General features: G+C 74.4%; 20 protein-coding genes. 8 read left to right on the forward strand and 12 right to left on the reverse strand.

All coding sequences use genetic code 11. From position 1 onward, the window contains the following. Positions 1-4: 4 nt before the first annotated feature. Positions 5-1,312, reverse strand: a complete 1,308-nt coding sequence (locus OG899_RS01675; RefSeq protein ID WP_125497704.1) for an ROK family transcriptional regulator — start codon at positions 1,310-1,312, stop codon at positions 5-7. Positions 1,313-1,652: 340 nt separating this feature from the next. On the opposite strand from OG899_RS01675, the gene OG899_RS01680 reads away from it, so the two are divergent. After that, the gene (locus OG899_RS01680; protein WP_125497705.1) at positions 1,653-2,147 is read left to right on the forward strand and encodes an FBP domain-containing protein; all 495 of its coding nucleotides are present in this window, start codon (positions 1,653-1,655) and stop codon (positions 2,145-2,147) included. 116 nt (positions 2,148-2,263) lie between these two features. Then, complete coding sequence (locus tag OG899_RS01685) at positions 2,264-3,487, forward strand: aromatic acid exporter family protein (protein ID WP_168130971.1); 1,224 nt, start codon at positions 2,264-2,266, stop codon at positions 3,485-3,487. A gap of 66 nt (positions 3,488-3,553) precedes the next feature. Here the strand turns inward: OG899_RS01685 and OG899_RS01690 are convergent, their stop codons facing one another. Beyond that, positions 3,554-4,279: a DUF2470 domain-containing protein gene (locus OG899_RS01690; RefSeq protein ID WP_168130970.1), complete on the reverse strand. Its 726-nt coding sequence runs from the start codon at positions 4,277-4,279 to the stop codon at positions 3,554-3,556. A gap of 452 nt (positions 4,280-4,731) precedes the next feature. Continuing rightward, the gene (locus OG899_RS01695; RefSeq protein WP_125497708.1) at positions 4,732-6,033 is read right to left on the reverse strand and encodes an alpha/beta fold hydrolase; all 1,302 of its coding nucleotides are present in this window, start codon (positions 6,031-6,033) and stop codon (positions 4,732-4,734) included. Positions 6,034-6,460: 427 nt separating this feature from the next. Here OG899_RS01695 and OG899_RS01700 point away from each other — a divergent pair, with 427 nt between their 5' ends. From OG899_RS01700 to OG899_RS01710, 3 genes are read left to right on the forward strand one after another with little or no spacing between them, the layout of a single operon-like run. Beyond that, positions 6,461-7,216, forward strand: coding sequence for a (Fe-S)-binding protein (locus OG899_RS01700; RefSeq protein WP_125497710.1), 756 nt, complete (start codon positions 6,461-6,463; stop codon positions 7,214-7,216). After that, complete coding sequence (locus tag OG899_RS01705) at positions 7,213-8,724, forward strand: LutB/LldF family L-lactate oxidation iron-sulfur protein (RefSeq protein ID WP_373296671.1); 1,512 nt, start codon at positions 7,213-7,215, stop codon at positions 8,722-8,724. Before OG899_RS01700 ends, OG899_RS01705 begins: the two co-directional genes overlap by 4 nt. Continuing rightward, entirely contained in the window at positions 8,721-9,380 is a 660-nt protein-coding gene (locus OG899_RS01710; RefSeq protein ID WP_125497711.1) for a lactate utilization protein C, read from the forward strand. Before OG899_RS01705 ends, OG899_RS01710 begins: the two co-directional genes overlap by 4 nt. A gap of 137 nt (positions 9,381-9,517) precedes the next feature. Here OG899_RS01710 and OG899_RS01715 read toward each other — a convergent pair whose 3' ends face one another. The 3 genes from OG899_RS01715 to OG899_RS01725 form a co-directional block, all read right to left on the reverse strand. Continuing rightward, a complete protein-coding gene (locus OG899_RS01715) occupies positions 9,518-9,880 on the reverse strand; it encodes a cupin domain-containing protein (RefSeq protein ID WP_125497712.1) in 363 nt (120 codons plus the stop codon). 457 nt (positions 9,881-10,337) lie between these two features. After that, complete coding sequence (locus tag OG899_RS01720) at positions 10,338-11,360, reverse strand: SDR family oxidoreductase (protein WP_125497713.1); 1,023 nt, start codon at positions 11,358-11,360, stop codon at positions 10,338-10,340. A gap of 84 nt (positions 11,361-11,444) precedes the next feature. Beyond that, positions 11,445-13,268 (reverse strand): thiamine pyrophosphate-requiring protein, encoded by a 1,824-nt coding sequence (locus OG899_RS01725; RefSeq protein ID WP_125497714.1) that lies wholly within the window; start codon positions 13,266-13,268, stop codon positions 11,445-11,447. A gap of 313 nt (positions 13,269-13,581) precedes the next feature. Here OG899_RS01725 and OG899_RS01730 point away from each other — a divergent pair, with 313 nt between their 5' ends. Both OG899_RS01730 and OG899_RS01735 read left to right on the forward strand, forming a co-directional pair. Then, positions 13,582-14,541 carry a Rieske (2Fe-2S) protein gene (locus OG899_RS01730; protein WP_189343408.1) on the forward strand — a complete coding sequence of 320 codons (960 nt, stop codon included), beginning with the start codon at positions 13,582-13,584 and terminating at the stop codon, positions 14,539-14,541. 754 nt (positions 14,542-15,295) lie between these two features. After that, complete coding sequence (locus OG899_RS01735; protein WP_125497752.1) at positions 15,296-15,604, forward strand: hypothetical protein; 309 nt, start codon at positions 15,296-15,298, stop codon at positions 15,602-15,604. Between the two features lie 209 nt (positions 15,605-15,813). On the opposite strand, the gene OG899_RS01740 is transcribed toward OG899_RS01735, so the two are convergent. The 6 genes from OG899_RS01740 to OG899_RS01765 all read right to left on the reverse strand — a co-directional run bounded on the left by OG899_RS01740 (position 15,814) and on the right by OG899_RS01765 (position 21,582). Then, positions 15,814-16,170, reverse strand: a complete 357-nt coding sequence (locus OG899_RS01740) for a zf-HC2 domain-containing protein (RefSeq protein ID WP_125497715.1) — start codon at positions 16,168-16,170, stop codon at positions 15,814-15,816. A gap of 484 nt (positions 16,171-16,654) precedes the next feature. After that, positions 16,655-17,350, reverse strand: a complete 696-nt coding sequence (locus OG899_RS01745) for a response regulator transcription factor (protein WP_125497716.1) — start codon at positions 17,348-17,350, stop codon at positions 16,655-16,657. Next, the gene (locus OG899_RS01750) at positions 17,322-18,590 is read right to left on the reverse strand and encodes a sensor histidine kinase (protein WP_125497717.1); all 1,269 of its coding nucleotides are present in this window, start codon (positions 18,588-18,590) and stop codon (positions 17,322-17,324) included. Before OG899_RS01750 ends, OG899_RS01745 begins: the two co-directional genes overlap by 29 nt. 121 nt (positions 18,591-18,711) lie before the next feature. Then, on the reverse strand, positions 18,712-19,434 hold the full coding sequence (locus tag OG899_RS01755; RefSeq protein ID WP_168130969.1) for an FAD binding domain-containing protein: 723 nt from the start codon (positions 19,432-19,434) through the stop codon (positions 18,712-18,714). Between the two features lie 232 nt (positions 19,435-19,666). Further along, positions 19,667-20,620, reverse strand: coding sequence for a serine hydrolase (locus OG899_RS01760; RefSeq protein WP_168130968.1), 954 nt, complete (start codon positions 20,618-20,620; stop codon positions 19,667-19,669). Next, positions 20,617-21,582 carry a LysR family transcriptional regulator gene (locus tag OG899_RS01765; protein WP_125497720.1) on the reverse strand — a complete coding sequence of 322 codons (966 nt, stop codon included), beginning with the start codon at positions 21,580-21,582 and terminating at the stop codon, positions 20,617-20,619. Before OG899_RS01765 ends, OG899_RS01760 begins: the two co-directional genes overlap by 4 nt. Before the next feature lie 140 nt (positions 21,583-21,722). Between OG899_RS01765 and bla the strand changes: the two genes are divergently transcribed. Further along, the gene (gene bla, locus OG899_RS01770; protein WP_168130967.1) at positions 21,723-22,637 is read left to right on the forward strand and encodes a class A beta-lactamase; all 915 of its coding nucleotides are present in this window, start codon (positions 21,723-21,725) and stop codon (positions 22,635-22,637) included. Positions 22,638-23,170: the final 533 nt, after the last annotated feature.

Raw genomic sequence — 23,170 nt, forward strand, 5'->3', positions numbered from 1 at the left:
GTGGCTATGCCCGGCGTTCGGCCAGCGCCTCCTGCCAGGCCGGGCGGCGCGCGGGCGGTTCCGGTTCGGGCCGGCGGCCGCCGCGGGCGAAGAAGTCGGCCAGCGGCAGGATCGCGGCGCCCACGGTGACGGCGTCCGGGCCGAGCCGGCCGAGGTCCACGGTCACCTTGCGCACGGGGTGGCGCAGCGCGTACGCGGCGGTGTGCCGGCGGACCGCGGGCAGGAAGCGGGCTCCGAGCTGCAGGCCGGCCCAGCCGCCGATGAGGATCCGCTCCGGCTGGAAGAGATTGATCAGGTCGGACAGCCCGGCCCCCAGGTACTCGGCGGTCTCCTCCAGCACCCCGAGGGCCACCGGGTCGGCCGGGGTGCCGTCCGGCGGGCAGGCCGCGGACAGCAGGGCGGACAGCGCGGTCTCCTCGTCGGCGTCCGCCGGCGGCCGTCCGCCCGCCTCCCGCCAGCGGGCCAGCAGCGACTCCGCTCCTGCGTAGGCCTCCAGGCAGCCGAGGGCTCCGCACCGGCAGCGGCGCCCGCGGACCCGTACCGTCAGGTGTCCCCACTCCACGGCCCGGCCGCGGTCCACCTCCGGGGTGACCACGCAGGCGCCGACACCGGAGCCGAGGAGCACCACGACCGCGTTGCCCGCCCCGCGCCCGGCACCGAACCACATCTCGGCCTGGCCCAGCGTCCGGGCGCCGTTGTCGATGAAGTACGGCACGCTGCCGGGCAGCGGGGACGCCTCGCGCAGCAGGCTCTCCAGGGGTACCGCGTCCCAGCCGATGGTCTGCCCGTGCACGACCGCACCCCGGTCCTCGGTGCACTCGACGATGCCGGGGACGCCGATGCCGACGCCGAGCAGCCGCTCGGGCTCCAGGCCTGCCTCGGACAGCACCTCGGCGATGCCGTCCCGGATGTGCCCGGCGATCACCTCGACGTCGTAGCGCTGGGCGGCGTGCCCCGGCCGCTGAGGCGCCAGCGGACGGTCGGCACGGGCCAGCTCGGTCAGCGTGAGGTCGAACAGTTCGACACGGACCCGTGTCTCGCCGACGTCCACGCCGATCATGTGCCCGCTTCCCGGGGCGACCCGCAGCAGGGTGCGCGGCCGGCCGCCGTCCGAGCCGACGCTGCCGGCCTCCTCGACCAGCCCGTCGGCGATCAGTTCGGCCACGACATTGCTGACCGAGCCGGAGCTGAGGCCGGTCGCCGGGCCGAGCTCGAAGCGGCTGAGGGGTCCGTCGAAGTACAGCCGTTGCAGCACGGCCGTCCGGTTGCCCCGCCTGAGATCGCGCACCGTGCGCCCGTTCCGCCCCGCCATGTGGCCCCCTTTGTCCAGAACTCGGCCCGAGCTGCAACATACCGCCACGAGACACCGCGACGCGACTTTCTCTTCCTCTTATTCAACGTAATGAATTAAGTCTCTTTCTCTCCTCGCCTCTCCTCCCGTTTCCGCCCCGCCCCTGCGCACCGGAGCCCGGCGCACCGCGGCCCGGCACCGCGGCCCGGCACCGCGGCCCGGCACCGCGCTCGACACCGGGCCCGCGCCGGTCACGGAAATCCGGTGGAGACCGCACCTCCTGCCCTGCCTATCCTAGGGAAGCACCTAAAACCTTTAGGCATCGTGCCGTGCGCACGGGCCACGACGTCGGGAGCCACCCATGAGGCCACTCGCCGAGGCGGAGATCCGCAGCTCGTTCGTCAACTGTTCCAAGGGCGAGGCCAAGCGGCTGTTCGTCCCCCGGGACCTGTCCGAGCGCCCGTGGGACGACCTGGACTTCCTCGGCTGGCGGGACCCGGGCGCCCCGGACCGCAGCTATGTGGTCACCGAGCGGGACGGCCGCCTGGTGGGCGTGGCCCTGCGGCTGCCGTCCTCCCAGCGCGGTGTGCTGCACAGCAGCATGTGCTCGGTGTGCCTGACCACCCACCGCGGCGACGGCGTCGCGCTGATGACCGCCCGCAAGGCGGGCGCGGCCGGACGCGAGGGCCATTCGGTCGGCGCGTACCTCTGCGCCGACCTGGCCTGTTCGCTGTACGTCCGCGGCCGGAAGCTGCCCGTGGGGGGCGGCCGCCTGCAGGAGAGCCTGACCCTGCAGGAGCAGATCGACCGGACGCGCGGCAACCTGGCGGCATTCCTCGACAAGCTGTCCGCGTGACGGCAGCCCGCCGGCCACCCGGGCCCGGCCGGCCTCGCCACGGCGGCACGGCCCAGAGTCCGGCCTGAAGGGCGACAGGACGTTCGGCTCCTCCTCGAACGGGGAAGATCGCACCAATGCGAGATCTACGGCAGTGGCCGGCGTCGTTGGTACGACTGCTGCGCCGCCACCGCGATCCCGTCGTCGTCCAGGCACTGCGGTCGACGGTCGCGGCGACGGTGGCGTATGTGATCGCCAAGCGGCTCAGCCCGGAGCCGGCACCGCTGACCGCGCCGCTGACGGCGCTGCTGGTCGTCCAGGTCACTCTCTTCGCCACGCTGAAGACGAGCATCCGCCGGGTGAACTCGGTGCTGGCGGGCGTGCTCGTGGCGATCGCCTTCTCGCAACTGGTGGGTCTGACGTGGTGGAGCCTGGCCCTGGTGATCCTGGCCGGACTCGGCGTCGGGCATCTGGTGCGGGTGGACGAGTTCGTGGCGGAGGTGGCGATCAGCGCCATGCTGGTGCTGGGGGTCACCAGCGTCGGCAGCACGGCCTGGGCGCGCATCGTGGAGACGGTGATCGGCGCGGTGGTCGGCATGGGCTGCAATCTGCTGCTGGCTCCCCCGGTGTGGACCGAGGAGGCCGGTGAGTCGATCGAGGGGCTGGCGCGCCGGATGCGCCGGCTGATGCTGCACATGGGCGAGGAGGCCGCCGAGGGCGTCTCGGTGGCGCGCGCGGCGGCCCGGCTGCACGAGGCACGCCGGCTGGACCACGCCATCGCCGACGTGGACGCGGCCCTGCGGCAGGCCGAGGACAGCCTGCGGCTGAACCCGCGGGTGCGCGAGGGGCTGCTGACCCGGGTGGTGCTGCGCACCGGGCTGGACACCCTGGAGATCTGCACGGTCGTGCTGCGGGTGCTGTCGCGCACCTTCACCGATCTGGCCAAGCAGCGCGCGCCGCAGCCGCTGTTCTCCCCGCAGACCGCGCCGCTGGTCCGGCAGTTGCTGTCGGAGATCTCCGACGCCGTGGTCAGCTACGCGGTGCTGGTGACCACCGACGTACGGCTGAGCGCCGAGTCGGCCGAGGAGCGGCTGGCCGCCGAGCTGCGGCAGGCCTCGGCCACCCGGGACAAGCTGGCCCGGCTGCTGTGGCAGGAGGCGCAGCAGGACACCGGCCACTGGCAGCTGCTGGGGGCGGTGCTGACCGAGGTGAACCGCATTCTGGACGAGATGGACATCGAGCACCGGTCCAACCGGCTGCTGGAGGAGCTGGACCGGCTCACCCGGCAGCGCCGCGAGCGGATGCCGCGCCTGGCCCGGATCGCGGAACGGCTGGGGGTGCCGGCGCGCGGCCCCCGGTGAGACGCGCCGTGCGGTGGGCCGCCCCGCCGTGCACCGGAGCCGGTGCACGGCGGGGCGGCACCGTCGTCACCCCTCGCCGTCCGGCTGCTGCCGCCGCAGGGCGCGCGGGCAGGTCTCGGCGCTCGCCTGGGACAGCAGCACGTGCATGCGTTCGGCGAGTGCGGAGACGTCGTCGGCGGGTGCGTGGAAGGGGAGGCGTACGTCGCCGTCGGTGCGGGGCCGCTCGATGCGCAGGGTCAGGCCGTGCCGGTCCACCGCGAGGGGACGGACACGGACCGCGCCGTGCAGGCTGTCGGCGCGGACGAGCCGGGTGAGGCGGTCCACCGCGTCCTGGTGGCAGTCGGCGAGGTGGGTGAGCAGCCGGGCCTCCGCACCGGCCAGCGGGTCGGGTGCGGCGCCGGCGAACTCGTCGGGGTCGACCACGACCGTGCCCGAGGGCCGGCGCAGCACGACGCGCAGCGGCCGGAAGACGAGATGGTCCTCCCCCGGCGCGAACCGTCCGGCGAGCCACAACCGGGCGCGGATGCGTCGGCGCACGGGGACGGGTGCCACGTCGGCGAACTCCAGCACGGCGGGCAGCTCGCCCCGTGGCGCGCAGGTCACGGTGGCGTTCAGCCGGCCGTCCTCGGGCACCCGCAGGAGCACCCGTCCGTCCTCGGCCACGGTGTGCGCTCCGACGACGTCCTCCCGGCCGCCGGCGGCGGTCACGGCACAGGAGAAGGCGGTGGCGAGCACCGATCGCGCCTGCTGTGCCACGGACGGCATCGCGGCCCACGACTGGCTGTCATCCATCCCGGAACCTCCTCTAAGGTAAGGCTTGCCTAAGCTACCCGGGATCGCGGCGGGCGCCAACCGGCGGGGGCCGTCGTCCGGGGGCATACCGGGGGCGTACGGATGCGGGCGGGCGGGCCGGACCGCGGTGCGCGGCACCGTCGCTCGAGTCCGGCACGTCGGCAGAGCACGGGCGCACGGGGCACCGCCTGTCTCGCGGCCCGGGGCACGGCCCCGCACACGGGCCGCCGGGGCGCGCCGCGGTGGACCGGGCCGCGCCCCGGTCCCAGGGCACCGGCCGGCGGGACGGCGGGCGGACGGCGATCCGTGACGGTCAGGTCTCGTCGCGACCGGAAAGCGGCCCCGGACCGGACAGGGGCCAGGTCCCGGAGCAGGGGTCGTGCCCCGTCCCAGGGGCCAGGTCCCGGAGCAGGGTCGGATCCCGGCCCGGCAGTCGACCCCGGCGGACGGAGTCAGACCTCGTCGCGCACCAGGGCGAGCAGTCGGTCCAGCACACGGGGACCGCCGGCCCGGACGCCGTCGTGCTCGAACTCGTCGGTGACCCAGGTGCGCAGGCCGCGGATCGCGCGGGCGGTCCGCAGCGCGTGGGCGGTGTCGACGTACATGTCGTCGTGGTAGACGGCCGCGGCGGCCGGGACCTCGTTGGCGGCGAGCCGGTCCCGGTCGTACAGGGGCCGCCAGTCGGTGCGGGCGGCGAGCAGCTCGGCCGTCTCGCGCAGCGGGCGCAGCGCCGGGTCGCAGTCGAACATCCACGGGTGCACCGACTCGCCGGTGAACAGCACCGGCTCGTCGCCCGCCAGCGCCTTCGCGGCGTCGAACCGGGGGAACTCCGCGCGCACCCGTTCGGCCGACCAGGCGGTGGGCCGGGCGTCCTGGGCGTAGATGGCCTCGTGGACCAGGGCGTACAGGGGGTGGGCGGCGTACGACAGCTGGCCGAGGACCTGTTCCTGGAAGGCGTCGGACAGGGCGGGGCCCGCCGGGGTGTGCACGAAGGCGTTCTCCAGCAGGAAGTGCAGGCGGTGGCTGCCGTCGCCGGTGCCCAGCATGATGCCGAGGGACTGGAAGGCCTCGACGGTCAGGCGGTAGCCGTTGGGCAGGACGACGTCATGGGTGAGCAGGTGGTCGGCGATGCGGCGGACGCGTTCGACGTCCTGCGGGTAGCGGGCGTAGTGGGCGGCGACCTTGCGTTCGATGCGCGGGTAGGCGGCGCGGTAGACGTCGTCGGCGTGGGCGTCGAGGGAGGGCAGCCCGCCGGTGATCAGCGCGGCGGCGAGTCCCTCGGGGTGGACGGAGAGGTAGTGCACCGTGCAGAAGCCGCCGAAGCTCTGGCCGAGGACCGTCCAGGGGGCGCCGCCGGTCAGGCGGGGGCGGATGGCCTCGCAGTCGCGGACGATGGAATCGGCGCGGAAGTGCGTGAGGTAGTCGGCCTGTTCGGCCGGTCCTCCGCGCAGCGGGAGGGTCTGGCGGTTGGCGGGGGTGGAGCGGCCGGTGCCGCGCTGGTCCAGCAGCAGCACCCGGAACTCCTGCAGGGCCCGGCCGAGCCAGGCCTGTCTGCCGATGAAACGGTTCGCCCCGAAGCCGGGCCCGCCCTGCAGGTACAGCAGCCACGGCAGGTCCTGGTCCGCCTTGTCGCTCGCGACGACCTCCCGGGCGTACAGCTCGATGGTCTCCCCCGCCGGGTCGTCGTGGTCGAGCGGCACGGTGAAGGTGTGATCGGTGAGGACGACGCCGGGCTGGCGGTAGGTGACAGTCAAGGGATCTCCCCGGGGCGCAGGTTCTACGGCCGCGACCCAGTTCAGCACACATTCCTGCGGCGACGGACCGAAGGGGGCCGCCTTCTTCCCGTGCGCCCTCGGGTCAGCGGCCCGCGCACCCTCGGGGCAGCGCCCGGCAGGGTGGAACCGCGCACCACCGGCTCCGGCTGGAGCACCACGCGGCGGTGCTCGTGCCGGCCCGCGGTGCCCGTGGGCGCCTCGGTCTCCTCCAGCAGCCGGGTCCCGTCCACGGCCGTTCGAGCGGTACGCGCCGCGCGGGGACACCGCCGTGTGGCGGCGGCCGAGGACCGGCTCGCCGCCCGGCAGGGGTGGGTGAGCGCCCGCCACGCCGTGCCGCGCATTCTGCCGGTGCCTTCCGTGCCTGGCTAGGCTTCCCGTATTCGACGAGCGAGAACAAGGAGCCGCGATGCGTGTCGCGCTTTTTCTGACGTGCGTCAACGACACGCTGTACCCGGACACCGGGCGCGCCGTGGTGAAGTTGCTGACCAGGCTGGGTGTGGAGGTGGACTTCCCGCTGGGCCAGACGTGCTGCGGGCAGGCGCACTACAACACCGGGTACCGGCACGAGGCCGAGCCGCTGGCCCGGCGGTTCGCCGAGGTGTTCCGGGACTACGAGGCGATCGTGACGCCGTCCGGGTCGTGCGGGGCGATGGTGCGGGAGTTGTATCCCCGCATGGGTGAACGGGCGCGCTCCGAGGGCCGGGGCGACACCCTGACGCGGACGCTGGCGCCGGTGGTGCCGAAGACGTACGAGCTGACGGAGTTCCTGATCGATGTGCTGGGGGTGACGGACGTCGGGGCGTACTACCCGCACCGGGTGACCTATCACCCCACCTGCCACGGGTTGCGCTCGCTGGGCCTCGGGGACCGGCCGCGGCGGCTGCTCGAGGCGGTGAAGGGGCTGGAGCTGGTGGAGCTTCCGGGTGCGGAGGAGTGCTGCGGGTTCGGCGGCACCTTCTCGGTGAAGAACCCGGACGTCTCGACGGCGATGGGTGTGGACAAGGTGCGCAACGCGGCGTCGACCGGTGCCGAGGTGCTGTGCGCGGCCGACAACTCCTGTCTGATGCACATCGGCGGAACGATGACCCGGCTGGGCACCGGCATGCGGCCGGTGCACATCGCGGAGATCCTGGCGAGCACCGAGGAGGACCCGGCCGCATGAGCACCACCGATCTGGGCATGCCCGCACTGCCGCGGCCCGGCGACCCGGCGTTCCCGTCGTTCCCTCGAGCGGCGCACGCGGCGGTGCGCGACACGACGCTGCGCGGCAACCTGCGGTACGCCACGCACACCATCCGCGCCAAGCGGGCCAAGGCGGTCACGGAGGTGTCCGACTGGGCGGAGCTGCGCGAGGCGGGACGGCGGATCAAGGATCACACGTTGCGCCATCTGGACCGCTATCTGGTGCGGGTGGAGGAGGCGGTGACGGCGGCGGGCGGCACCGTGCACTGGGCGGCGGACGCCGCCGAGGCCAACCGGATCGTGGCCGACCTGGTGAAGGCGACCGGCGAGCGGGAGGTCGTCAAGGTCAAGTCGATGGCCACGCAGGAGATCGGGCTGAACGAGGCGCTCGAGGCCGAGGGCATCCGGGCGTACGAGACCGATCTGGCCGAGCTGATCGTGCAGTTGGGCAAGGACCGGCCCTCGCACATCCTGGTCCCGGCGATCCACCGCAACCGCGGGGAGATCCGGGACATCTTCCGCTCCGAGATGGGTGCGTGGGGCCGCCCTGCCCCCGAGGGGCTGACCGACACACCCGCGGAACTCGCCGAGGCGGCCCGGCTGCATCTGCGGGAGAAGTTCCTGCGCGCCAAGGTCGGCATCTCGGGTGCCAACTTCGTGGTCGCCGAGACCGGCACGCTGGTGGTCGTGGAGTCCGAGGGCAACGGGCGCATGTGCCTGACCCTGCCGGAGACGCTGATCTCGGTGGTCGGCATCGAGAAGATCGTGCCGACCTGGCGGGACCTCGAGGTGTTCCTGCAGACCCTGCCCCGTTCCTCCACGGCCGAGCGGATGAACCCGTACACCTCGATGTGGACGGGCACCGCCGACGACGACGGCCCCCGCACCTTCCACCTGGTGCTCCTGGACAACGGCCGCACCGACACCCTCGCCGACCAGGTGGGCCGTCAGGCGCTGCGCTGCATCCGCTGCTCGGCCTGTCTGAACGTGTGCCCGGTGTACGAGCGGGCCGGCGGGCACGCCTACGGCTCGGTGTATCCCGGCCCGATCGGCGCGATCCTCAGCCCGCAGCTGCGGGGCACGGCCTCGGCCATCGACGCCTCGCTGCCGTACGCGTCGTCGCTGTGCGGCGCGTGCTACGAGGTGTGCCCGGTCGCCATCGACATCCCCGAGGTGCTGGTGCATCTGCGGGAGCGGGTCGCCGAGGGCGGAACGGCGACCCGCGGCGGCAACAAGGTGGTGCTGCGCCCCGCGAAGGGCCATGTGGCCGAGCGGGCGGCGATGCGGGCGGCGCGCTGGGCGTTCGCCCATCCGGGTGCGCTGGCCGCCGGGCAGCGGCTCGCCTCGCGCACCCGGCGGTTCCATCCCCGTGCCCTGCCGGGTCCCGGCCGGGCCTGGAGCGCGGGCCGGGATCTGCCCGCGGTGCCCGCGGAGTCGTTCCGTGACTGGTGGCAGCGCACCCGCGGCGGAAAGGACGAGGCGAAGTGAGCAGCAGGGAGCGGATCCTGGGCCGGGTGCGGCGCGCGCTGGCGGACGTGCCGCCGGACGACACCCCGTACGAGGAGGCCGTGCCCCGCCCCTATCTGCGGCGGCACGGGGACCGCGACGTCGCCGCGACGGTGGACCTGCTGGCGGCCAACCTGGCGGACTACCGTGCCGTCGTGCACCGCAGCGACACCGCCGGGCTGCCCGCGCTGATCGCCCGTCTGCTGGCGCATCGGGGGTCGGCGAGCGTGCTCGTCCCGACCGGGCTCGACCCGGCGTGGCTGGCGGACACGGACCCGGGCATCACACGGGTGGAGGACCGGGCGGAGAGCACGCCGGGCGAACTCGACCGTGTCGACAGCGTGGTCACCGGCTGCGCGGTGGCGATCGCCGAGACCGGCACGATCGTCCTGGACGGTTCCCCCGACCAGGGCCGCCGTCGCATCACCCTGATCCCCGACCACCACGTCTGCGTGGTGCGCGTACCGGACCAGGTGGTGTCCTCCGTGCCGGAGGCCCTGGAACGCCTGATCCCGACCCGTCCGCTGACCTGGATCTCCGGCCCGTCCGCGACCAGCGACATCGAGCTGGACCGCGTGGAGGGCGTCCACGGGCCGCGCACCCTCGAGGTCGTGCTGGCCGAGGACGGCACCGGCTGACCCGCGAAAACGGAAGGTGACGTCACTCCGGCCGGGCCGCGCAGGGTGGAGCGCGGCACACCCACCCTGTTCTGCCCGAGGTCCAGCACCGCGGTGTCCCCGGCCGAAGTGCGCGCGTCCGTGCCGTGCTCCGCTCCTCACTCACGGGGTCGTGCGTACTCGTTGGCCATGGTCCCGGCGAAGTCGTACACGACGACCTGTTCGTCGCCCACGACCCAGGCGTCGTGTCCGGGCGAGCAGACGAAGACGTCGCCGGGGCCGATCTCCGCCTCCGCGCCGTCCTCCATGGCGAGGCGCATCCGCCCCTGGACGACGAACCCGGTGTGGTGGACCCGGCAGTTCGGGGTGCCGGCGATCGACGCGACCGACTCCGACCAGCGCCAGCCCGGTTCGAACGTGCCGATCGCGAAGTCCAGTCCGCTCAGGTGCACCGCTTCGAGGTGGCCGCGGGGGAAGTCGCGCCGCTCGTCCGGCTTGTCGACCGTCTTGACTTCCAGCATGACGGTGTTCTCCTTCCGGCCGTGATGGCTGCGGCCGGGACCGGGTCTCCGTCTGCGGGCGGGTGGCACGCGAAGCGGCGGGGGCCTGGCCCCGCTCCTTCATGGTCTCCCCGGGTACCTGCGGCGGCCATTCGGGCGTGTCGCTTCGGCCGGTGTGCACGGCTGGCAGGAGCCGGCCTCGGACGCCCGGCCGGCCGATCCGCACGGGCCGGAGGCCGGGCACCGGTCGGCCCGATCCCCACGGGCCGGATCCAGGCGGGCCGGACGTACGACGAGGTGCCCCACCGTGCCGGGAACCGGGCTGCCGGACCGCCGGCGCTGCGCGCGCCGGGCCCCGGCGCGCCGGTGGGGGTCCGGGTCCACTCGCCGCGGGACTTTGTGTGCGGGCGACCACGGTGCGGGTCGCGCGGCCGCCGGTGGTGCCCAGCGGCGTCCCGGCGCCGGTCGGGTGTGTCCCTCAGGCGCCGGACGTGCGGCTGCGCCGGCCCAGGACGGCCTTGGCCGTCGCGGCGGCGCCTGCGGCCGCGGCGAGCGCGGAGGACACACCCAGGGGGTGGCGGGCCAGGGCCGCCTCCAGGGAACGGTCGTGTGCCCGGTCGTCGAAGATCCCGTGGGCCCCGTGATCGGCGCCCTCCGCCCGGTCCGCCGGTTCGAACAGGTTGCTGACCCCGCTGGGCGGCCTGAGATCGGTCTGCTGGGAGTCGTAGCCGCTACGGGCCAGGTAGCGGTCGAGCAGGGCCGGGAAGAACCGGTTGGCCCAGATGGTGGCCGCCGTGCTACCGCCGAGGTAGTACTGCTTGCGCCGGGGGTGGTCGGCGGCGTGCACGACGCCGCGAGCGGCGACCTCCGGCTGGTAGACCGGCGGCACGGGCTGCGGGTGCCGGGGCAGGCGCGAGCGTACCCAGGAGAACTGCGGCGTGTTGACGGCGGGCATCTGGACCACCGTCACCCGCACATGGCTGCCGCGGTGCAGCAACTCGGTGCGCAGCGCGGAGGTGAAGCCGTTGATGGCGTGCTTGGCACCGCAGTACGCCGATTGCAAGGGGACGGACCGCTCGCCGAGCGCCGAACCCACCTGGACGACGGTGCCCCGGTCGCGCGGCAGCATCCGCCGCAGCGCCGCCCGGGTGCCGTTGACGAAGCCGAGATACGTCACCTGTGTGACCCGGTCGTACTCCTCGGCGGTGATCTCGTCGAAGGGTGCGAAAACGCTGCTGAAGGCGCAGTTGATCCACACGTCGATCGGTCCGAAGACCTGCTCGGCAGCGTCCGCGGCGGCCTCGACCTGCCCGGCGTCGGCGGTGTCGGTGATCCGGACCAGGGGGCGTCCGCCGAGGGCCCGGACCTCCTGCGCGGCGGCCTCCAGTCCGGCCCGGCCTCGGGCGAGCAGGACGACGTCCGCGCCGCGTCCGCCGTACAGGCGGGCGGTCGCGCGGCCGATGCCGGCGCTGGCGCCGGTGATGACGACGGTCTCGGCCATGACGGTGGGCTCCTCACTCGGTGGCGCCGGCCACCGGGTCCGGACTGACGAGGAGGACGGCGCTCGCCTGCGGCAGCGGGTGGTTCACCGGCCGCCTGCCTCTCGGCGGTGGTCCGCGCGGTGGCGGCTGCCGGGCAGGAATTCCTGCACCTTGGCCTTGAATCCCTGGCGGACCATGGCGGCCCGGTCGCTGTCGCCCTTGAGGACGGATGTGGCCGCGGCCTCGATCTGGCCGAGGGTGGCGTGCGGCGGGACGGGCGGCACCGCCGGGTCGGTGACGAAATCCAGCACGCAGGGTGTGTCGCTGCTCAGCGCCGTCTCCCAGGCTCCGCGCACGTCCTGCGGATCGTCGATCCTCAGGCCGTTCAGACCGAGGGAGCGGGCGAAGCCGGCGTAGTCGACGTCGGGGAGGGACTGGGAGGGCAGGAACTGCGGGGCACCGGTCATGGCGCGCATCTCCCAGGTGACCTGGTTGAGGTCCCGGTTGTTCAGGACGGCCACGACCATCCGCGGGTCCTGCCACTCACGCCAGTACTTGTGGACGGTGATCAGCTCGGCCAGGCCGTTCATCTGCATCGCGCCGTCGCCGACCAGTGCGATCACCGGCCGGCCGGGGTGGGCGAACTTGGCGCCGATCACGTACGGGACACCGGGTCCCATGGTGGCGAGGGTGCCGGACAGCGAGCCCCGCATGGCGCCGCGCAGTCTCAGGTGGCGGGCGTACCAGTTGGCCGCGGAGCCGGAGTCGGCGGCGATGACGACGTTCTCGGGCAGCAGGTCGTTCAGGGCGTGCACCACGTGCTCGGGGTTGACCGGGTCGGCGTCGACGGCGGCGCGCCGTTCCATGACCTCCCACCAGCGCGAGACACCCTGCTCGATCTTCTGCCGCCAGCCGCGGTCCGTGACCGGTGTCAGCAGCGGCAGCAGCCGCCGGAGGGTCTCGCGGGCGTCGCCGACGAGATTGACCTCGAACGGATACCGCAGGCCGACCATGTGCGGGTCGATGTCGATCTGCACCGCCCGTGCGCTGCCGAACTCCGGCAGGAACTGCGTGTACGGGAAGGAGGAGCCGACGACGAGGAGGGTGTCGCAGCCGGTCATCAGCTCGTAGGAGGGCCGGGTGCCGAGCAGGCCGATGGCACCCGTGACATAGGGCAGGTCGTCGTCGAGGGCGTCCTTGCCGAGCAGTGCCTTGGCGACACCCGCGCCGAGCCGTTCGGCGACCTCCATGACCTCCTCGCGGGCCCCGCGGGCACCCTGTCCGACGAGGATCGCGACCTTCTCTCCGGCATTGAGCACCTCGGCGGCGCGGGCGAGTTCCTCGTCGGCGGGCACCGGCGCGTAGTGCGGCATGCCCAGGCTGGAGGGAACCATCTTGAAGGCGTGCCCGGGCGGCGTGTAGTCGAGTTCCTGCACATCGGCGGGGATGATCACGGCGCACACCGTGCGGCGGGCCAGGGCGGTGCGCAGGGCGCGGTCCAGCACATTGGGGAGCTGTTCGGGGACGGTGACCATCTCGACGAAGTCGGAGGCGACGTCCTTGTACAGGCTCAGCAGGTCGACCTCCTGCTGGTAGGAGCCGCCCATGGCGCTGCGGTCGGTCTGCCCGACGATCGCGACGACCGGCACATGGTCGAGCTTGGCGTCGTACAGCCCGTTGAGCAGGTGGATGGCGCCGGGCCCGGAGGTCGCGGTGCACACACCCACCCGGCCGGAGAACTTGGCGTAGCCGACCGCTTCGAAGGCGGCCATCTCCTCGTGCCGCGCCTGGACGAACCGGGGGTCGTCGCCGGCCCGTCCCCAGGCGGCGAGCAACCCGTTGATGCCGTCGCCGGGGTAGCCGAAGACATGCTCCACCCCCCAGGTGCGCAGCCGTTCGAGGACATGGTCGGAAACCTTCGTGGACATGGTCGCTGCACCTTCCGGGACCGGTGGGATCAACGGGGTCGGCGGGTCGGCTGGGCGGGTGTGATGCCGGCCGCCCGGGTCGCTCACCGGGGCAGGTTCCCGTCGAGGCCGGGGGCAAGCACTGCGGACGGCCGCACGGTGCGGCGGCAGGTGCCGCGCACGGCTCGTCGGCCGGTGCTGCGCGGGGGTTTTGGTTCCGTGTGCGGGGCCGTCTGTTCCGTGTGCGGGGCCGTCTGTTCCGTGTGCGCCGTCTGTTCCATGTGCGAGGCCGTCTGTCCGTTTGCCGTGCGCCCGGCTGGGGACTCAGCCGACCATGAGGACCACACCGAGCCGCCCCCTCGTGCGGCAGAACCGCATCGTGTGGCTGCTGGACCGTCTGGAGCGCGAGCCGCGGGCCGACGCGGTGATCGAGGCGCTCCGCAAGGGGATCCGGCGCCTGCCGCTGGGCGACAGGCGGGACCTGTTGCACGGCAGGTGGCTGGGACACCCGGTGCATCCGCTGATGGTGCAGGTGCCGGTCGGCAGCTGGCTGTCGGCAGCGGTACTGGACCTGTACCCGGGGCGTTCCCGTGGCGCGGGTGTGCTGGTCGGCGTCGGCCTGGCCTCCGCCGCTCCGGCCGCGCTCACGGGCTGGGTCGACTGGGCGGACCTGCACCGGGAACAGCAGCGGGTCGGACTGGTGCACGCCCTGGCCAACTCGGCCGCCGTCGGCCTGTACGCCGCCTCGCTGACCTGCCGTGTCCGGGGACGGCGTGCGGCGGGACGCGCCTACGGTTTCCTCGGGCTGACGGCGGTCGCGGCCGGCGGGTTGCTGGGCGGTCATCTGGCCTACCGCCAGGCGTCCGGGGCGAACCACGCCGAGGAGGTCCCGCACGTCGTCACCGAGGGCTGGCACCGGGTCGGACCCATGGCGGACTTCCCGGTCGGCGAGCCCGTGCGGCGCAGCGTGAACGACCTCCCGGTCCTGATCGTCCGGGAGTCCGGCGGGGCCGTGCACGCCCTCGCCGAGCGATGCAGCCACCTCGCCGGCCCCCTCGCCGAAGGCACGGTGAGCGACGGATGTGTCCGGTGCCCCTGGCACGGCAGTGTCTTCCGGCTCTCCGACGGCTGGAACGTCCGCGGCCCGGCCACCGCACCCCAGCCGGCCTTCGACACCCGAGTCACCGACGACGGGCAGGTCGAGATACGTCTGCGCCGGCCGCACAGCAACGGGCAGGCGTCGCACGGCCGACACGCGCGGCCCGCGGCGAGGTCCGGCCACGGCCGTCCGTGAGCGGGAAGCGGCGAAGGCCGGGCACGGGGATCCGCAGAGGTCCCTGCCGGTGTCCGCGAGGTGCCGAAGGGCGCGCGTGGAGGGCGTGCGACCGTACGGCCCGCGCACCGTGCCACCGCCGGCACACGTGTGCGTGCCGGCCGTGGGGTGCGGGTGAGTGTCGGCCGTGGCGGGTACCCGACGCACCATGTTCACACGTGCACTGTGGCAGGGACTGCTCGCCGGGATTGCCGGAGGAGTCGTGATGGTGCTCAGCGAGAAGATCGAGCAGGCCGTCACCGGCCGGCCCGATTCGCATGTGCCCGCGCGGGTGCTCCAGCGGCTGACCGGCCTGCCCGAGCACCCCGGTGCCCAGCCGACGGCGGTCAACTGGGCCATGCACTACGGCCAGGGCGCCCTGCTCGGCGTCCTGCGGTCCGTGATGGCCCACTCCGGGCTGCGCGGACCGATCGCCTCGGCCGCGTTCACCGTCGTCCGCGTCACCAACGACCAGATCCTGGAGAACGCGACCGGCGTCGGTGCCCCGCCCGGCACCTGGCCGCGTCGGGACCTCGTCGTGGATCTGCTGCACAAGAGCGTGTACGCCTTCACCACCGGTGCGGTGGCCGACGCGTTGGCGGCCCGCGGCGGTTTCGGCCCCGGGCAGCGGCACGCCGCCGTCCGCCCCGGCCGTCACGCCGATGCCGCTCCCTGCCCCGCTCCCAGGCGGAGGGAAGGGGGAACCGACGGTGACCGGTACGGCTGGTGCCGCGCCATGACGCGCGGCAAGCGGTACGCGGTGGCCTCCTCCGGGCAGTGGACCGACGAGGAGGACGGTCGGCGGCGGCTGCCGGCCGGTGAGGTCCATGCCTGGGAACCCGGCCGGAACGAGACCGTGTGCGGGCTGTCGCTCAGCCGCTCGCAGCTCGGACGGTTCCCGCACGTCGGCTGGCCCGACGTGCTCCCGGAGTCCGGTGGCGCGGCCGACCGTGTGCGCCGGGTGTGCCGGCGTTGTGCCGTTGTGGCCGGGCGACGCGGAGCGGACGCGCGCCCGCGATGGCACCGGGTCGACCCCCGGCCGTGAGCCGTTCCGGGCCGCGCGCCGACGCTCCCCACGCCTGTGCCGACGGCGACGCCGCGTGACCGCCCGCCGTTGCGTCGGGAGCGACTTCGGCGGGCGGTACGGCGGGCGCGGTGTGCGGTGGTGGGCGGTGCGTGCGGGGCGGTGGATGCCACCGCACACCGCGGTACCGGGCCGGGCGCTGCTGCACTCCGCGCTGTGGGGCGGTGTGGTCACCGGACGTACGCGAGCCTGCTGACCCACTGGGAGAGCGTGAGGGAGGAGACCAGGCTGCCGCCCCGGCCCGCACCGTTCCCGCAGTGTCGCCGACGGGGGATGCGGGGGCGTGCGACCGGGCCGGAGTGCCGTCCGTTCGTCTCGCCGGCCAGCGCGGCGCGCAGCGTGGACAGGTGGGCCGCCACGGCGGCGAGGCAGTCGTGCTCGTCGCGGCAGGCGGCGCACAGGGCGAGGTGGGCGCTGACCGGGGCGGCCTCCTCCGGCGCGAGCACGTTCAGCGCGTGTCCCGCCAGCAGGTCGTGGACCGTGCGGCACTCCGTGGTGGTCTGCAGGGGGGTGACGGAGGTGGTCATGTCGGCGTCCCTTCTGCGCGGGGCCACCGCCCGGAGCGGGCGAGAGCCGGCGACGCACGTGTGCCACGCCGCGTCGTCCGCAGCCGTGGACCGGTCTGTGCGGGCGGGGCCCGGCACCGGATCCGGTGCGAGGCTCCGACCGTGCTCCCAGCTTGGCCCAGGACGGGGGCGTCGCGCGTCGTCCCCGCGCAGCGTTCCCGGGCTACTGCGGTCGTGGTACCCGGCGCCGTGCGCTACGACCGGGACGGGCCCCGCCGGGTACACCCGGACAGGACCGCGCGTGCGGCTGGACGGGGGCCGCGCGTCCGCGCAGACGGGCGGGACCGCACGTGCACACGGACGGATGACCGCGCGCGTGCGCACGAACGGGCGGCGACCTGCCGTGTCCCGGCACACCGGCGGCCGTCGGACCGACCGACGGCTGATCGCTCAGGGTGTTCGGGTCGAGGTGCGCACGTCAGGGTGTTCCGGTCGAGGTGTGCGGTCAGGGTGTGCGGGACGGTGTGACCGGTTCCTGCGCCGCGCTGACCAGGCCGCACTGGTAGGCGATGACCACGAGCTGGGCCCTGTCCCGGGCGCCGAGTTTGGCCATGGCGCGGTTGACGTGGGTCTTCGCGGTCAGCGGACTGACGAAGAGCCGTTCGGCGATCTCGTCGTTGGACAGGCCCAGCGCGACCAGGCGCATCACGTCGCGTTCCCTCGGGGTCAGGCACTCGAGCCGTTCGTGCACGGCGGCCGTGCACGGCTCGGGCTGGGCGAGGAAGCGGGTGATCAGCGCCCGGGTGGCGCGCGGGGACAGCAGCGCCTCGCCCTCGGCGACCGTCCGCACCGCGTCCAGCAGCTCCCCGGGGCTGGCGCCCTTGCCGAGGAAGCCGCTCGCCCCGGCCCGCAGCGCCTCGGCGACGTACTCGTCGTCCTCGAAGGTGGTCAGGATGAGCACCTTCACCCCGGCGAGGTCCTCGTCCTCGCTGATCATCCGGGTGGCGGCGAGCCCGTCCAGCTCCGGCATCCGGATGTCCATCAGGATGACGTCCGGGTGGCGTTCCTTCGCCAGTTCCACCGCCTCGCGGCCGTCGGACGCCTCGCCCACGGTCTCCATGCCCTCGGTGGAGTCGAACAGCATCTTGAACGTGCCCCGGAGCAGGGCCTGGTCATCGGCGAGCAGCACGCGCACGGTCATGGTCGTCCTCTTTCGGCGATGTGCGGGACTCGGGGCCGTGCCACTGCGGCTCGTCCGGGCCGGTGCCGGGCCGCAGCGGCAGCTCGGCGGTCACCGTGAAACCGCCGCCGGGGCGGGCCCGCGTGGTGAGCCGTCCGCCGACGCTGGCGGCCCGCTCGCGCATGCCGATCAGCCCGTGCCCGGTGCCCGGCTGCGGCTCGTGCCGCTCGGCCCGCCCGTCGTCCTCCACGGTGATCGTCAGCCACTCGGGGCGATAGTGCAGGGTCAGCCGGGCGTGGTCCGCGCCGGCGTGTTTGCGCACGTTGGTCAGGGCCTCCTGGATGATGCGGTACGCGGCCAGGCCCACGGCCGGGGTCGGTGTCCGTTCGGTTCCGTGCACCGTGTGGGTCACGACCAGTCCGACCCGTTCGAACGAGGTCAGCAGGGCCGGTACCTGGGCCAGCCCCGGGATGGGGTCCCGGGGCGCCTCCGGGTCGTCGGACTGCCGCAACAGCCCGACGGTGACCCGGAGTTCGTCCAGCGCCGACCGGCTCGTCTCCCGGATGTCCTTCAGCGCGGCGAGGATCTGCTCGGGCCGCTGGTCCACCAGGTGGACGGCGACCCCGGCCTGAGCGTTGATCAGGGCGATGTGGTGGGCGACCACGTCGTGCAGTTCGCGGGCGATGCGCACCCGTTCGGCGGCGACCCGCTGCCGGGCCTCCTCCTCCCGGGTGCGTTCGGCGTGCTCCGCGCGTTCCTCGACGGCGGCCACATAGGCCCGGCGGGAGCGCACGCCGTCGCCGACGGCGGCGGGCAGTGCCGTCCAGGCGAGCATCGCCGCGTTGTCCGGGGACAGCCAGGAGCCGGAGTCGAAGGCCACGGCGGCCCCGACGAGCACGGCGGCCGATCCGGCGGCCGCGGTCCAGGCGGTGCGCCGGTCGGTCGCCGCGGCCACGGTGTAGACGGACACGATGACGGGGCTGGTCACCAGGGGGCTCTCGCGGACTCCGAGCGCCTGGAACATCACCCCGCAGCCGACGGCGACCAGCAGGACGCCGCACGGGTGCCGGCGGCGCCACAGCAGGGACGCGCAGCCGATCCCGGCGACGACGACCGCGGCCCACCGCACCTCGAAGCGGTGCTCGTGCGGGACCACCGAGGCGGCCAGGACGGACAGGACGAAGAGCACGAGCGAACTCAGCACGTCCCGGCGGCCGGCCCGTGCCCGCGCCGCGCGCCGCGAACCGCTGATCACTGCCATGGGACCACCGTAGGGTCCGGAGCCGATCCGCGCCGTCCAGCGACGGCGGCGGCGGTTCCTCCGGGTGACCGCGGCGCGCCTGGCCCGGTGACCCGCACTGCGCCCGGCCGGCCCGTGCGGGTCAGCGGTCGCCGGGGCGGCCGAGCAGCCCGGCGATCTGGTCTCCGGCGATCCGCCAGGCCTCGACGGGGGCGTCGCGGAGTTCGGTGGCCCGCAGCGCGTCGAGGGTGTGGAGGACGTCGGGGCCGCACCGGACGCTCGTGCTGATGACGTCGTAGCCGTCGCGGACGGCGATGCGCAGCCGCAGCCGCCCCTCGTCCTCGGCGTGCAGGGCGGAGGCGACGACCAGCGGCGGCGGGCCGCCCGGGTCGCCGGGCAGTTTGCGGTAGGCGCTGGCGACGGGGGCGGGCCAGCGCAGGGAGAGCAGCAGCGGCCCCTTGGCCACGACCTCGGCCAGGTCGGTTGCGTGCACGCCGTCCGTGCCGAGGACGGTCGCACGGGCGTCGAGGACGAGTGCCGCGGGCAGCAGGCAGCGCAGGGCGCTGCCGACGAGGTTGCCGCCGACGGTCGCGGCCCGGCGCACCGCCCCGGTGCCGACGCCGGCCGCGGCGAGGCGCAGCACCTGCGGCACCCGCTCGTCGACCCGGTGCAGCACGACGGCCGCGCCCAGTTCCTGCGGGCCCAGGACGTTGGCCTCGGGCACATGGCGCAGCGACATCGCCTGGTCGGGGAAGCCGTCCCGCAGCCAGGTGCCCCACACCAGGGTGGCGCCGCCGACCGGGACGGCTCCCTCGAGGAGGCACTGCCGGGCTTCGGACACGGACGTGGGCAGACGCAGCAGCACGGCAACCGACCTTTCCTCGCAGGAAGTCCGGGCGGTGGGCAGGGCGTGGTGCGCCGTCTGCCCGCCGGCACGGCGCATTCTGCTCGCACACCGGGGGGCGCATGGAGGGCGCATGCCGGCTCGTGCGGGGGGCCGCGCCGTCTGTCCGCTCCGGCGTGTGCCCGTGCGTGAGCGGCCGGCCAGGACCGTGGCGCGCCGGTGCGCGACGCGCCCCCGGTGCCGCGGCCGGCCGTCACCGGCCGCGCAGCACCGTGAACGCCTGCCGGGCGGCGGCCGCGATGGCGGCGTCGATGTCCGGGGCGAGCGCGGCGCGGCGGTCGGAGCGGGTGAGCGCGGCCATGGCCACCCGGTGGCCGGAGTCGGCCTCGACGACGCCGATGTCGTGCCGCAGATGCAGGAACGTGCCGGTCTTGCCGCTCACCCGGATCGTGTCCGTGCGCAGGTCGCCGGCCAGGCGGTGGGTGAAGACCTGTGCGGCCATCAGCCGGCGCAGCTCGGCGGTCGCGGCGGGCCGGGCGATCTCGTCCTGCCACACCCGCTGCAGCAGGTCGACGAGGCCCCGGGCGGTTCCCGCGTTGGCGTGGGCGGGGTCCAGGGTCTCCACGGTGTGCCGGCCCGACGCCTCGTCGCGGACGGCGAGTTCGAGGGCGAGGGTGAAGTCGTCGCCGGACACGCCGGCGGCGCACTCGTACATGCGCTGCATCCGGTGCCGCACCCGGATGTCCGTGCAGCCCCATTCCCGCAGCCGGGCGTCGGTCTCCTCGGGCGGGACGAGGTCGAACAGCGCGTCGGCGGCGGCGTTGTCGCTCACCGCGAGCATCAGGGCGAGCAGGTCGCCGACGGCCACGGTCGCCGGGTGCCGGAACGCCGCGAGCCCGGTGGAGCCGACGCTGCTGGTGGCGGGGTCGACGGTCACCGGCTGTGCCGCGTCGAGCAGGCCGGCCGCGATCCGGTCGAGGACGACGAGGGCGAACGGAACCTTGACCACCGAGGCCAGGGGCACCGGGTCGTCGATGTCGAAGCCGAGCTGTTCGCCGGTGTCGAGGCGGCGGGCGAGGAAGGAGCCGCGCATGCCGAGCGCCGCCCAGTCGGCGGCGATGGCCTCGGCGGTGCGCAGCAGGGTGCCGTCACCGGCGACGAGGCGGGGGCGCGGGGCCTCGGGTCGGCCGGTGTGCTGTGCGGTCATCCCAGGGCCGCCAGCCGTGCGCGGGGGTCCTCGGGCGGGTTCGCCGCCCCTGGGGTGTGCGGCACGGCCCCGACGGACGCGGCCAGCGCGCCGGACAGCCAGCCGGGAACGGGCGCGACGGCGGCCTGCCCGCGGGCCGCGCGGACGGCGTAGCCGCGGTGCAGCGTCTCGTCGAACAGCGGCGCCCAGACGGCTCCGTGGCGTGCGGCGAACGGTTCGGTGCACAGCAGCAGGGTCCGCCCGGCGAGGGTCTCCGCGAGGGCCTGGGCCGTCGAGGCGGCCGGGCGGAACAGGCTCTCGGGGAGTCCGGCCCGTGCCGCCGTTCGGGCCAGGCGGTCCTGGGTGGCGGGGAGTTGGTCCTCGGGCAGGGTGAGCACGGGCCGGGCGTGCCGCGGGGCGCGGCTGCCGCGGCGGGGGCGCAGGTCCTCCAGGTGGACCGGGACGCCGGCCGGGGTGGGGGTGTCCGGTGGCGCGGGTGGTGCACCGGCCAGGCCGAGCGGGGTGCGCAGCGGGGCGTTCTCCGGTTCGCACCGCACCAGTGCGCAGGCGAGCGAGCCGTCGTCCAGGCCGGCCGCCCGCTCCCGGGGCGGCAGTTCGCGCACGGCGAGGGTGATGCCGTGCTCGGCGCCGGTCCGGATGGCCCGGGCCAGCGCCGCGGGGTCGCAGTCCGCGGGGACGCCGACGGTCCGCGCCGCCGAGCGCTGTGCGGCACCCGCGGCCCGCCGCAGCCGCTGGACGCCGTCCAGCACGTCCTGTGCGTACGGCAGCAGGGACAGACCGAACGCGGTGGTGGTCACCTGTCGGCGGGAGCGGTCGAAGAGCTGGCCACCGAGATGGTGTTCGAGCGTCTTGATGCGCCGGCTGAGCAGCGGCTGGGCGATGCCGAGCCGGTCGGCCGCGCGGGAGAAGTTCGCCTCGTCGACGACCGCGACGTAGGCCTCCAGGTGTGCCAGCAGGTCCATCCCGCACTCATATCAATGTGTTATGGGACGGTCAATGTTTCCTCTTGGACATCGGGGCGCCGGGGCTGGTTCTCTGTCTGCCGTCGCAGCCGGCCCGACACGACCGATTCCCGTCCCACGGACCCTGGGAGCCCTCTGTCATGACCAGCCCTGTTTCCCCGGCCCGGCGCCGCCTGCTCAAGGCGGGCCTCGTCGCCTCGGCCGCCGTGCTCGCCCCGGTCGTCTCCTCCTCCGCGGCGTCGGGGGCGCCCGGCCGGCGGCAGGAGGCCGCGGACCGGCTCGGCGCCCTGGAGGACCGCTACGGCGCCCGGCTCGGTGTGCACGCCCGCAACGTCCGCACCGGGCAGGTCGTCGCGCACCGGGCCGACGAGGTGTTCGCGATGTGCTCGGTCTTCAAGACGTTCGCCGCCGCGGCCGTCCTGGCCGACCAGGACCGCTGCACCCCGCTGGACCGGCTCGTCGCCTACCCGCCGGCGGATCTGCTGCCGAACTCGCCGCGCACCGAGGAGCACGTCGACACCGGGATGACGGTGGACGACCTGTGCGCGGCGGCCATCCGATACAGCGACAACACCGCCGGCAATCTGCTGCTGCGTCAGATCGGCGGCCCGGCGGGGCTGACGCGGTTCTTCCGTTCGCTCGGCGACCGGGTGAGCCGGCTCGACCGCTGGGAGCCCGACCTGAACACCGCCGTGCCCGGCGACCCGCGCGACACCACCACCCCGCAGGCCCTGGGCCGTCTGCTGGAGCGGCTGACCCTCGGTGACGCGCTGGCCGCCGCGGACCGTGCCCGGCTGGTGGACTGGATGAAGGGCAACACGACCGGCGACGGGCGGATCCGGGCCGGAGTGCCGGAGGGCTGGACCGTCGCGGACAAGACCGGCACCGGCTCCTACGCCAGCGCCCACGACGTGGGCGTCGCCTGGACCACCCGGAGCACGCCTGTCGTCCTGGTGGTGCTGTCGTCCAAGGAGACCGCCGACGCGCCGGTGGACGAGGCGCTGCTCGCCGACGCGGCACGTGTCGTCGCCGACGTCCTGGCACCGGGCGAATGACCGGCCCGGCGGCCCCGCGCCCCGGGCGGTGCGGGGCCGCCGGCCGGCGGGCACGTCGGGCGGCCGTGAGCCGGTACGTCGGGCGGGGCACCTCAGGCGGCGGGCAGCTGCGGGACGGCCGCGCGGCTGTGACCTGCATCCCCGGCAGGCGCCTGTGGGATATCTGCACAACGCATACGCATTCGGTGCTCTGCATACGCGAGTTCACCACCGAACAGCGCCCGCGGCGGCACATCCGGCGGGCGTCGGGCCGCACACCCGGGTCGACGGCGGCCGGGTTATGAAGAAGCTGCCACCGACGCGTGATCGTTTCCGCACGGATGCGCACACGGTGACCACTCGGCCACCGTGCGGCAGTCGTCCCGTGGTTGGAAGCCCGTGGCGCACCGTGTTTTGATCACAGGCACCGCCCGAGCATCCGACCGGCCCGCAAGGGCCCGGTCACGCCTGCGGCGGCCGCGGTCCCGCAGGTCTGCGCCCGACGGGTCCGCCCGGTGCGACCGGTGACGGGTCACCGCCCCACCACGGGTCCG

It is taken from the genome of Streptomyces thermoviolaceus (assembly GCF_045209695.1).
GTDB lineage: Bacteria > Actinomycetota > Actinomycetes > Streptomycetales > Streptomycetaceae > Streptomyces > Streptomyces thermoviolaceus.

Bases quoted from the DNA above. Each gene is read 5' to 3' on its own strand.
- OG899_RS01750 (WP_125497717.1), bottom strand. From the start codon at position 18,590: ATGGCAGTGATCAGCGGTTCGCGGCGCGCGGCGCGGGCACGGGCCGGC.
- OG899_RS01680 (WP_125497705.1), top strand. From the start codon at position 1,653: ATGAGGCCACTCGCCGAGGCGGAGATCCGCAGCTCGTTCGTCAACTGT.
- OG899_RS01720 (WP_125497713.1), bottom strand. From the start codon at position 11,360: ATGGCCGAGACCGTCGTCATCACCGGCGCCAGCGCCGGCATCGGCCGC.
- OG899_RS01730 (WP_189343408.1), top strand. From the start codon at position 13,582: ATGAGGACCACACCGAGCCGCCCCCTCGTGCGGCAGAACCGCATCGTG.
- OG899_RS01725 (WP_125497714.1), bottom strand. From the start codon at position 13,268: ATGTCCACGAAGGTTTCCGACCATGTCCTCGAACGGCTGCGCACCTGG.
- OG899_RS01685 (WP_168130971.1), top strand. From the start codon at position 2,264: ATGCGAGATCTACGGCAGTGGCCGGCGTCGTTGGTACGACTGCTGCGC.
- OG899_RS01745 (WP_125497716.1), bottom strand. From the start codon at position 17,350: ATGACCGTGCGCGTGCTGCTCGCCGATGACCAGGCCCTGCTCCGGGGC.
- OG899_RS01765 (WP_125497720.1), bottom strand. From the start codon at position 21,582: ATGGACCTGCTGGCACACCTGGAGGCCTACGTCGCGGTCGTCGACGAG.
- OG899_RS01740 (WP_125497715.1), bottom strand. From the start codon at position 16,170: ATGACCACCTCCGTCACCCCCCTGCAGACCACCACGGAGTGCCGCACG.
- OG899_RS01700 (WP_125497710.1), top strand. From the start codon at position 6,461: ATGCGTGTCGCGCTTTTTCTGACGTGCGTCAACGACACGCTGTACCCG.
- OG899_RS01705 (WP_373296671.1), top strand. From the start codon at position 7,213: ATGAGCACCACCGATCTGGGCATGCCCGCACTGCCGCGGCCCGGCGAC.
- OG899_RS01735 (WP_125497752.1), top strand. From the start codon at position 15,296: ATGACGCGCGGCAAGCGGTACGCGGTGGCCTCCTCCGGGCAGTGGACC.
- OG899_RS01690 (WP_168130970.1), bottom strand. From the start codon at position 4,279: ATGGATGACAGCCAGTCGTGGGCCGCGATGCCGTCCGTGGCACAGCAG.
- OG899_RS01675 (WP_125497704.1), bottom strand. From the start codon at position 1,312: ATGGCGGGGCGGAACGGGCGCACGGTGCGCGATCTCAGGCGGGGCAAC.
- OG899_RS01715 (WP_125497712.1), bottom strand. From the start codon at position 9,880: ATGCTGGAAGTCAAGACGGTCGACAAGCCGGACGAGCGGCGCGACTTC.
- OG899_RS01760 (WP_168130968.1), bottom strand. From the start codon at position 20,620: ATGACCGCACAGCACACCGGCCGACCCGAGGCCCCGCGCCCCCGCCTC.
- bla (WP_168130967.1), top strand. From the start codon at position 21,723: ATGACCAGCCCTGTTTCCCCGGCCCGGCGCCGCCTGCTCAAGGCGGGC.